This is a genomic window from Desulfobotulus alkaliphilus, from assembly GCF_007830435.1.
In the GTDB taxonomy this organism is placed as follows: Bacteria; Desulfobacterota; Desulfobacteria; order Desulfobacterales; family ASO4-4; genus Desulfobotulus; species Desulfobotulus alkaliphilus.
The window spans coordinates 1-10,120 of the sequence record NZ_VLLC01000055.1 but is presented as its reverse complement, the minus strand read 5'-3'; the positions used below and the strand labels follow the sequence as shown (position 1 = coordinate 10,120).

Below are 10,120 nucleotides of genomic sequence, written 5' to 3'. Positions count from 1 at the left end.
TGGAAGCGATGGCTTCCACGTCCGCAAAACGATTATCAGGGGCAAGTTCTTCCACGGGCTCCCCTGCCATCTCATCAAAGATTACAGGGTTGCGTTGAATGCAGGTGCGGCAGTTGGACTGGAGAACATCTGCCCTGCTGACGGTCTTTTCTCCCGCAGGGCCCTTCACCGTGATCTGATCTCCGGCTTCGGCGTAGGCGGTTACCTCACCGCCTGCAAGGTCGGGAAGGGCTTTTTTGTCCGCCATGCCCGTGCAGGGAACACCGATGATCACAAGCTGATCCCGCTTGATCTTGTTTTCCACAATGTGGCCCACAATGTTACGCGCATCACAGCCCTTGGCAATGATACCGATGCGGTCCTTGCGGCCCGTGAGGTAGTTGCACAGATTGAGACGGCAGGTCGCGTCCCAGATCAGATCCTTTGTATCCGATGCCTTACGGATGATGGTCGGCTCACTCATGACGGGAAGCGTTCCCTTTTTGAAGCCGATCACGACATCGACCTTCTCTGATTCGAGAAGGCCGCGGGCAATCTCTCTTATTTTCAGGGCGACATCAGCCATCTACGCCACCTCCTGACTCATGATAAACTCCTTTGCCATACCTTTGGCAGGGCCAAGGGCCTTCACCTCGGAAATAACGGTGCGGGCCACATCGGCAAACTTCACGCCTTCTGCCGAAGAAATCCATGAAAACTGGATACGGCCCGGCTCAAGGCCCGTATGTTCCAGCATTTCCTTCAGCAGGGTAAATTTACGGCGGGCATAATAGTTACCGGTGATGTAGTGACAGTCACCGGGGTGACAACCGGAAATCCAGACCCCGTCCGCTCCGTTGCGGAATGCCGAAAGGACCATTTTGGGCGAAACCCTTCCGGAGCAGGGCAGACGGATGATGCGCATGTTGGCCGGATACTGAAAACGGCTCACGCCCGCAAGGTCTGCGGCTCCGTAGGTGCACCAGTTGCACAGAAAGGTAATGATTTTAGGTTCAAACTCCTGCATAGGAAGCCTCCCTGCACCTTTTGTTAAGGTGCATATGATTCTTGAAAAGACCGGCACCTGCGGCACCGGTCTCACGTATCCTTCAATCAGGCCGCATCAATCATGGCCAGAATCTGACCTTCCTCAAAGCCTTTGAGATTCAAGGCTCCGGAGCGGCAGGATGACACACAAGCCCCACAACCTTTACAAAGTACGGGGTTGATCTCCGCCTTGCCCGCCCTCGGCCCGTCCAGAATCATACCCGGAGAGTTGTAGGGGCAAACCGCCACACAGACACTGCACCCGGAGCAGAGTTCCTGATTCACATAGGCCACCTGACCGGAAGTATTGATGGTCTTTCTGGCAAGGAGACCCGTGGCCCGTGCTGCGGCCGCCTGGGCCTGGGCGATGGATTCGTCAATGGGCTTGGGATAATGGGCAAGGCCCGCAAGGAAAACCCCGTCCGTTGCAAAATCACTGGGTGCCAGCTTCACATGGGCTTCCACAAAGAAGCCGTCATCATTGAGGGGCACCTTAAAGAATTGGGCCAGACGCTCATCCTTGTAGGGTTTCACCGCAGATGCCAGCACCAGAAGATCCGCCGCAAGTTCAAGGGGACGCTGGATAATGGGATCGTTCACCGTGACAAGGAGCTTACCCTCAGCCTCTTTCACAAGGGGCTTGGCATCCAGGGAGTAACGGACAAAAATCACACCCTTTTCCCTGGCCTTCTTGTAAAGGGCTTCCTTTTCACCATAGGTACGGATATCCCGGTACAGGACAAAGACATCCATGTCCGGTTTTTTCTCCTTGAGATGAAGGGCGCTCACCATGGTATGGGTACAGCAGATGCGGGAGCAGTAGGTCCGGCCCGGTTCACGGGAACCCACGCACTGGATGAAGACAGCCGTTTCCGCATTCTCCACCTTTGCATCATGGCCCTTCATAAGGCCGTCCAGTTCCTGACCCGTCACCACCTTATCGGAGCTGCCGTAGAGGTATTCCACAGGCTTGTATTCTTCAGCTCCCGTGGCAATGATGGCCACCCCATGGCGGATTTCCTGTTCGCTGCCCTTTGTCTCAATGGTGCTGACAAAGTTACCCACAAAGCCTTCCACATTTTTAAGGCTGGATTCCAGCAGCACATCAATTTTATCATCCACGGCCACGCTGTTGACCATGTCGGCAAGGCCCTCTTCAATGGACTCGCCCTTGCCCGTGACATAGAGATTTCTTGCCTGACCGCCCAGAACCTTGTCCCGCTCCACCAGAGTTACATGATAGCCCTGGGTGGAAAGGGCCTTGGCAGCCGCCATGCCGGAAATCCCGCCGCCGATGACCAGCACGTTCTGGTCAATCTCAAGGGTGGCTTCGGAGAGGGGTTCAAACAGGGCCACCTTGGCCACGGCCATGCGAACCTGTTCCTTCGCCTTCAGGGTGGCTTCCGCAGGCTGATCCTTGTGTACCCAGGAGCCGTGGTTACGGATGTTCACCATCTCAAAGAGGTATTTGTTCAGGCCCGCATTGATGAGGGTTTCCTGAAAAAGGGGATCATGGGTTCTGGGGCTGCATGCCGCCACAACAATGCGGTTCAATCCCTTTTCCTTGATGACCTTGACCATGCCATCCTGGGTATCCTGGGAACATGCGTACATATTGTTGTTCACATATTCCACATAGGGAAGATCTGAGGCATAATCCCGCACCGCCTCCACATCAATGACCCCCGCAATATTGGTTCCGCAGTGGCAGACAAAGACGCCGATACGGGGCCGCTCACCCCGGACATCATCTTCCTTTACCTTTTCCACGGTACGGGTCAGGGTGTTGCGGGCAGCAACAAGGCCTGCACCGGCATTGAGGGCCGCAGCCCCTGCCTCCACAACGGACTGGGGAATATCTTTGGGGCCCTGGAAGGCACCGCAGACATACACCCCGTCCCTGGAAGTGCTAACGGGTTTAAAGGTGGAGGTTTTGACAAAACCGCCTTCGGTCAGCTCAATGCCCATCTTTGCGGCATTGGCCCGGACTTCATCGTTAATTTCCATACCCACGGAAAGAACAACGATGTCATAGACTTCCGTTACCCGCTGGTTGTTCTCGTCAATGTACTCCAGTACCTGACCGGGGCCGTCGGGATTGCCGTAGACCGTATGTACCCGGCAGCGCTGGAACTTCACCCCATAGGTTTCTTTGGCCTGATTGTAGCAGTCCTCAAAACCCTTGCCATGGGTGCGCATGTCCATATAGAAAATTTTGGTTTCCAGCTCCGGATCATGCTCTTTGGCAATGATGGCCTGCTTGATGGCGTACATGCAGCAGACCGAAGAGCAGTGCCCGTTTTTGCAGGTGTTCACATCCCTTGATCCCACACACTGCAGCCAGGCGATTTTATGGGGATGTTCCTTGTCGGAGAGACGGACCACATGGCCCTGAAAAGGCCCGGATGCGGAAAGGAGCCGCTCGAATTCCAGAGAGGTGACCACATCCTTGCTGCGGTCATAATTGAGGAAATCCTTGCCCGAAGGATTGTAGGCGGAAAAGCCCGTGGAAAGGATAACGGAACCCACATTGAGGGATATGGTTTTATCCGTGTCCTTGTAATTGATGGCATCCGCAGGACAGACCTTCTCGCAGTTCCCGCATTTGTCTTTGGTGATTTTGATGCAGTTGGGCGCATCAATGGCATACTTGAGGGGTACGGCCTGGGGATAGGGCACATAGATGGCCTTGCGCTTGGCAAGACCCATATTGTACTCATCATCCACCTTTTTGGGACATTTTTCCATGCAGGCTCCGCAGCCGATGCACTTGTCCATGTCCACGTACCGGGCCTTCTGGAAGACCTCCACCTCAAAGTTGCCCGCCTGCCCCTTGATGTCCCGGATTTCCGCCAGGGTCACCAGTTCGATATTGATGTGCCGCCCCACCTCCACAAGCTTGGGACTCATGATGCACATGGAGCAGTCGTTGGTGGGAAAGGTCTTGTCCAGCTGGGCCATGACCCCGCCGATGGACGGCGATTTTTCCACCATATAGACATAATAGCCGGAATCGGCCAGATCCAGCGCCGCCTGAATGGCGGCAATCCCGCCGCCGGCGATGAGAACTGATCCTATGGTTTTTTCTGACATCTTGTTTTACTCCTCCTCACGCCTGATGGCTCAGGGATATTACAGACCAAAATCCGCAAGATCCGGTCCCAGATAGGTCCGTTCATTTTCACCGAGAATCCCCATGGAAAGACAGAGAATGGTCCACAGATGTACGGTGTGATACTTCCCGCCAAAATGATGACCAATGTCTTCCACCTGGGCATGGCAGTTGTGGCAGGGCGTTATCACATAGGCGGCATCGGTTTTATCAAGCTGGTCAAACTTTATCTTACCATAGGCCCGGCGCTGTTCCGTAAAGCCTGCCTGAAGGGCACCGCCACCACCGCCGCAGCAGTAGTTGTTGGATCCGTTGGGCACCATGTCGATGAAATTTTCCTCACCCACGGCGGTTTTCACCACAAAGCGCAGATCTTCGGCCATGACATCGCCTAAGGATTTTCGGATGATATTGCAGGGATCCTGCACGGTAAACTTAATACCCAGCTCCTTGTTCCAGTCTGAATTGACAGGGAGCTTTCCTTCCCGTATCCATTTGGCATAAAGCTGGATGATGGAAATGAACTCAAAATTGGCCTGAATATTGAACTTTCTGAGAGCCGCATAAACGGCAAAAAAGGAGTGACCGCATTCGGTGTTCACAAAATACTTCACACCCAGTTTGTTCAGATGTTCCACCTGGGCACGGACGATATATTCCCAGGATTTGTTGTCCGCCACAAACATGCAGTAGTTCTCACCGGCCCACATTTCTGAATAATAGGTCCAGTCTGCACCCACGGTATGGAGAATCTTCCAGAGGGGCAGAAGCTCATCGGGCTCCACCACGGGCTCCCTTGAATTCTGGTTCAGGGCATACATGGCGCCCGGCTTATCAATGGGTGCCTGCAGATCTTCAAAACCCGGCTGCTCCCGGCATTCTTCCGCCAGATCCTCCACCGTGAACTTAAAGTCCTCAAAGGGAACCCCCATGGCCCCACCCCGGGACTTCACGTGCAGTCTGCAGGATTCCTGAACGTTCTTTGGCTTTTCCTCTTCGGGCCAGCGGGCCCGGATCTCAAATATGAGTGCCGGGATGTTGATCTTCATGGGACAGACGTCATAGCACCGCCTGCACATGGTGCAGACCCAGGCCCATGGGTGTTTGTCCAGCGCCTCATCCATCCCCAGCACGGCCATACGGAGAAATTTCCGCGGGTCCATGTCCAACTGCCCTGTGGCGGGACAGCCACTGGAACAGGTACCACAGGTGAGGCAGGCATTGAGATTCCCGTCAGGAACCATTTCCCGTGCCATCCTGCAGATCTCCCCGCCAGCACCGCCGACGCGTACCGCTTCAGCTGTCATCTGTTCTTCCTCCCTTCACATCCGAAAAGACATCGATATTCCATGAATTCCTCCCCTTTACATCCTGAATCCTGATAAACCCGATGGAGAGGATTCCGGCTTCTTCTTTTATCAATAGGGCTTATTAAAAAGGCCCGTTGCTGAAAATTTTGATTGTGTCTTATAGAAAGGGAAAGAGGGGGGAGTCAAACAGATAATACCGATAAGATCAATGTGCCGGATAGATTATGGCTATTTATTTTAGGTGTATTTTTTTAGGAAAAACAAAAGACAGACAAAAATGATCAACACATTTTTTTCTGATTAGCGGTAACTGTTCAGCACAGCTTTCCAGGTACCATAGCTGCCAGACAGATACACAGGCTCCAAGCTATTTGCCCGTGACGCAATCTTATTCGGGAGCTTCTTGCCCTGTGCGGAAGCGGAAAAACCCCCCCGCCACAGGCAGGATAAGCTTTTTGATTACCATAGCAGGCCTTGGTGTGCTGCCTTTGTGGCGGCTCAGACAGTTTGCCGCTTCTTTCGCACAGGCCTGTAAAGCTCTGATCCGAAACGATTGCAATGTCACTTGCAAATAGCCACGGAGCCTTGCAACAGTACGAAGCTGCTGCAACTACAGCATTGGCAGTTCGGAATAAACCGTGCTGAATAATTACGTTTACCGCTGTCTTTCAGCGACAGGAACTTTAATCCATGGAAATTACATGGCCATTTTTTACGGTTGCTGGCGGGCACCCGTAAAGGTCGCACTACACCTGCATCCACTTTCCATAAAGCTCAGGCCTTCTTGCCCGGTGAAAGGCTGTCATGGGATGGGATCGCAGGGCTTTCACCCGTTCTGCATGAAGATTCAGCACAAGAAGATCGGGGTTTTCTGTGCCAAGCTCACCAAAAATACGACCGTCTGGACCAAGGCCAAGGGCAAGGCCCGGAAAACTTTTTCCGGCACCATCGGACCCTAGGGGATTTACGACCAGCACATAGCTTCCCGTATCAAAGGCACGGGCAGGAAGATGGCGCAGCCATGAGGATTTTTTATCCTGGGGGGTGCCTCTGGGAGAGGCGTGGGGGATGAGAAAAACATCTGCACCCTGACTGGCAAGGTGGGAAAAAAGCTCAGGAAAATGGGCATCATAGCAGAGGGCTATGGCAAAATGCATTCCCATGAACCTAAAGGATGCGGTCTGATCTCCCGCAGTGTAAAGGGATCTTTCCGGCGGACCTAAATGAATTTTTCTGTATATGGCAAGGATACCATCGGGCCCCAGTGCAAGCTGGGTCACAAAAAAACGGTTTTCAGACTTTTCAGCAAAACCCGCAACCAGCACAAGATTCCAGCGGCTGGCAAGGGGTGCCATCATGGAAATGGCCTCTTCAAGGCCAAGGACAGACCGTTCAAGATCTTCTTTGCGGGTGGGATACCCCGTCAGATGCATTTCAGGGAAAACGAGAATGTCCACTCCGGCGGCATCTGCCCTTTCACAGAAAGAGGAAAGGGTGGCAAGATTGGCCTGAACATCGCCCAGAAACTGCGGGGCAAGGGCCAGACCTGTGATGATGCCATCTTTATCCGGCGGAGAGATTCCTGAATGATCCATGGGCGCTACAGGGAAAACTTTGCACGGATTTTAAAGACATGGGTGGCGGGCAGATTAAGGATTTCCGTCACTCCCGTTTTCTCTGCTATTTCTTCCAGATTACGAGCAATGACTTCCCGTGAAGGTTCAATAAAGGTAAACCACACATTCCAGTCATTTTCCCGGACATAATTATGGGTGACACCGGGATAGGCATTGACGGTTTGGGTGAAAACCTCAAGCTTTTCCTCCGGCACCTTTGCGGCACAGAGGGTGGAAAAATATCCCAGATTCTCCGGCCCGAAATTGCCTCCGATACGACGGATGATGCCGGACGCTTTGAGCTTCTTCAATCGCTCCAGCACCTCAGCCTCATCCATATCCAGCATTTCTCCAATGGCCGCATAGGGCCTGGAACAGATGGGAAAACCCGACTGGATGCTGTTCAAAAGCTTTTTATCCAGATCATCCATCATTTAAAGCCCCCTTTCCTGCTGGGGCATCAGCATGATTCTCACCTCACGCCTGCGGGGTCCGTCAAACTCCCAGAGATAGATGGCCTGCCAGCGCCCGAGATCCAGACGCCCGTCCCGCACAGCCACCAGCTCCGAAGCTCCGATCAGAGATGCCTTGACATGGGCATCGGAGTTGCCTTCTATATGCCTGTAATCCGGATCCACGGGAACCAGACGGGAAAGGGTTCTGATCATATCTTCCTGAACATCGGGGTCGGCATTTTCATTGAGGGTAACGGCTGCTGTGGTGTGGGGAACAAAAATATGACAAAGCCCCCATTCCATTCCGGAAACTGTCACACATTCCTGTACCCTTGCTGTGATGTCCACAAGCTCTTTTCGTGTGGAAGACTGAACTTTAATATACATTGAACTTTTCCCCGCAACTCATGGAAACGGTAAAAAAAAGGCCCTGCCATGGCAGGACCTTTCTGATCAGAAACTCAGTTTTCCAGCAGCGTAGATTAAACGCAGCCGGTAGGCTTGGGAAGGCCAGCCATTTTACAGGCTCCCTTGCCAGGACCTGAGGGGAAAAGCTCATAGATGTGCTTCAGTTTGAAGCCGGTAAGCTTGGAAAGAACACGTACCATGGGAGCAATACCATTCTTCTTATAGTAGTCCTGAAGAATGTTAATAACATTCCAATGCTCTTCGGTCAGCGTATCAATGCCTTCTTCTTTCATGCAGAACTCAACCCATTCTTCCGTATAGGTATTGAAATCCTCAAGAAAGCCATCCTCATCCACAACAAACTTTTTCCCTTTGAATTCTACTTCAGCCATTTTAAAAAAACCTCCTGTAATTTAGATATCATCCTTATGGGGGAGTCCCGTTATATCCTTAACTTTTTCTTAGCGTATCTACCTAACCAAACAAGCACGGCTTGTCAATAAGCAAGATGTATTTACATCATTCCTCAATGGGTGTCAAACCTTTGCGACCATACCTGCCATGAAGACAGGAGATTTTCACCATAAAAAAAGCGACCGCTCCGCCATGGAATGGAGAAGCGGCCGCATATCCTTATGCTTTATATCAGACAGAACCGTACCCTTCAGGTAATAAAATCAGTATTCCTTGGGCATCTGGTTGAGCTGATCCAAGGTAAAGACAGGACCATCCTTGCACACCAGCTCTTTGCCGATATTACAGCGACCGCACATGCCAATGCCGCACTTCATGCGGTTTTCAAGGCTCATGATGATGTGATCATGCTTGTAACCGAGCTTGTCCAGCACGGGCAGGGTGAACTTGATCATCATGGGAGGACCGCAGACAATGGCATAGGTGTCATCGCTGGCAGGAGGTGCCACCTTTTCCGCAACCGGAGGAATAAAGCCCTGATGGTACTTCCAGTTGGGATCATCGGTTTTATCTACGGTGATGTGCATGTTGATCTTGCCCTGGGCTTCCCATTCCGTGAGGTCATCCATGTAGAGAAGCATGCCGGGGGCACGGGCACCGTAAACCACATCGATCTTGCCGAACTTGTCCCGGTTATCCAGCATCATCTTGATGGAGGAACGTAAGGTTGTGAAAGCAAAACCACCGCCCACAATCAGAATGTTCTTGCCCTCAAGGATTTCCCAGGGATACCAGTTGCCCATGGGACCACGCAGGCCCATGATATCACCCACCTGCATGGAGTGCAGGTAACTTGTCACTTTGCCGGTTTTGAATACCGTAAATTTCACAAAGCCCTTTTCCGTGGGGCTGGACGCAATCCCGATGGGAATCTCGCCCTGACCCGGAATGGAAAGCTCTGCAAACTGACCCGCCTTATAGGCAAACATCTCTTCGTGCTCGGGATTCAGAAAAACGAACTTGAAGGTCTTCAAGCTCTTATCTTCCGTCTCCACCGTGATGTCGTCTATGCGGACGGGATACGGCTCATATGGATTGGGATTTCTCACCTTGTCATCTCCTTATCCTGCTATATGAAGGCGGTAGCGGGCAGGCACCAAGGGCCTGCCCCTACAGCTCCTTATCGATATGCAGGCACGGGGGTCATGGGCAGGCAAAAAAGCCTGCCCTGCCACGTGGCCGATTTAAAAATCGTTCATGGTGTTGCACACCGTACGGATATCGATGTTGGCGGGGCACTGCTCCACGCAGCGGCCACAGCCCACACACATCAGGCCCGCATCGTACTTGTCCACAAAATATTTCAGCTTGTGCATGAAACGCTGGCGGGTACGCTCCCATTCATGTTCACGGGGGTTATGACCGGATGCATGGTGGGTGAAAAGGGCCGTCATGCAGGAATCCCAGTTCCGCACACGCACGCCGTCCGTACCCTTTACCTCGTCCTGAATGTCAAAGCACCAGCAGGTGGGGCAGGCATAGGTACAGGTGCCGCAGTTGATGCATCCGAAAAGGATGTCCTTCCAGAAGGGCGCATCATAAAGATCCATGATGGTCTTGCCAGCAATCTTATTGTAGCTCACTTTAGAAGTGATGGCCGCTTCGGCCTTTGCCTTGAGATCTTCCACGGTTTTAGCCGCATCGGCACCTGCATCCTCACCAAAGCCTGCCGCATCAAGGAAATTCTTCCCCTTATCCGTCAGCACCTTGGCAATGAAG

The 10,120-nt window shown here is 52.5% G+C and carries 9 protein-coding genes and 1 pseudogene; all 10 read right to left on the bottom strand.

Annotated features, from left to right (window positions below):
* A pseudogene (locus LZ24_RS16350) lies at positions 1–565 on the bottom strand (4Fe-4S ferredoxin); the annotation flags it as partial.
* The gene (locus LZ24_RS16345; protein ID WP_139450930.1) at positions 566–1,006 is read right to left on the bottom strand and encodes a hydrogenase iron-sulfur subunit; all 441 of its coding nucleotides are present in this window, start codon (positions 1,004–1,006) and stop codon (positions 566–568) included.
* 86 nt (positions 1,007–1,092) lie between these two features.
* Positions 1,093–4,119, bottom strand: a complete 3,027-nt coding sequence (locus tag LZ24_RS16340; protein WP_144686785.1) for an FAD-dependent oxidoreductase — start codon at positions 4,117–4,119, stop codon at positions 1,093–1,095.
* Between the two features lie 39 nt (positions 4,120–4,158).
* Positions 4,159–5,445, bottom strand: coding sequence for a (Fe-S)-binding protein (locus LZ24_RS16335; protein WP_144686784.1), 1,287 nt, complete (start codon positions 5,443–5,445; stop codon positions 4,159–4,161).
* Between the two features lie 749 nt (positions 5,446–6,194).
* Positions 6,195–7,043, bottom strand: coding sequence for a nitrilase-related carbon-nitrogen hydrolase (locus tag LZ24_RS16330; RefSeq protein ID WP_144686783.1), 849 nt, complete (start codon positions 7,041–7,043; stop codon positions 6,195–6,197).
* A gap of 5 nt (positions 7,044–7,048) precedes the next feature.
* Positions 7,049–7,498, bottom strand: a complete 450-nt coding sequence (ahbA, locus tag LZ24_RS16325; protein ID WP_222427687.1) for a siroheme decarboxylase subunit alpha — start codon at positions 7,496–7,498, stop codon at positions 7,049–7,051.
* Positions 7,499–7,906 (bottom strand): secondary thiamine-phosphate synthase enzyme YjbQ, encoded by a 408-nt coding sequence (locus tag LZ24_RS16320; protein WP_144686782.1) that lies wholly within the window; start codon positions 7,904–7,906, stop codon positions 7,499–7,501. It lies immediately after the preceding gene.
* A 95-nt stretch (positions 7,907–8,001) separates the two neighbouring features.
* Positions 8,002–8,319 carry a TusE/DsrC/DsvC family sulfur relay protein gene (locus LZ24_RS16315; protein WP_144686781.1) on the bottom strand — a complete coding sequence of 106 codons (318 nt, stop codon included), beginning with the start codon at positions 8,317–8,319 and terminating at the stop codon, positions 8,002–8,004.
* Positions 8,320–8,604: 285 nt separating this feature from the next.
* Complete coding sequence (locus tag LZ24_RS16310; protein ID WP_144686780.1) at positions 8,605–9,450, bottom strand: FAD/NAD(P)-binding protein; 846 nt, start codon at positions 9,448–9,450, stop codon at positions 8,605–8,607.
* Between the two features lie 135 nt (positions 9,451–9,585).
* Positions 9,586–10,120: 4Fe-4S dicluster domain-containing protein (locus LZ24_RS16305; protein ID WP_186443221.1), on the bottom strand; the 535-nt coding region annotated here is incomplete at its 5' end.

Excerpts from the sequence above, each read along its gene's own strand:
- LZ24_RS16340 (WP_144686785.1), bottom strand. The coding sequence starts at position 4,119 with ATGTCAGAAAAAACCATAGGATCAGTTCTCATCGCCGGCGGCGGGATT.
- LZ24_RS16315 (WP_144686781.1), bottom strand. The coding sequence starts at position 8,319 with ATGGCTGAAGTAGAATTCAAAGGGAAAAAGTTTGTTGTGGATGAGGAT.
- ahbA (WP_222427687.1), bottom strand. The coding sequence starts at position 7,498 with ATGATGGATGATCTGGATAAAAAGCTTTTGAACAGCATCCAGTCGGGT.
- LZ24_RS16330 (WP_144686783.1), bottom strand. The coding sequence starts at position 7,043 with ATGGATCATTCAGGAATCTCTCCGCCGGATAAAGATGGCATCATCACA.
- LZ24_RS16320 (WP_144686782.1), bottom strand. The coding sequence starts at position 7,906 with ATGTATATTAAAGTTCAGTCTTCCACACGAAAAGAGCTTGTGGACATC.
- LZ24_RS16345 (WP_139450930.1), bottom strand. The coding sequence starts at position 1,006 with ATGCAGGAGTTTGAACCTAAAATCATTACCTTTCTGTGCAACTGGTGC.
- LZ24_RS16335 (WP_144686784.1), bottom strand. The coding sequence starts at position 5,445 with ATGACAGCTGAAGCGGTACGCGTCGGCGGTGCTGGCGGGGAGATCTGC.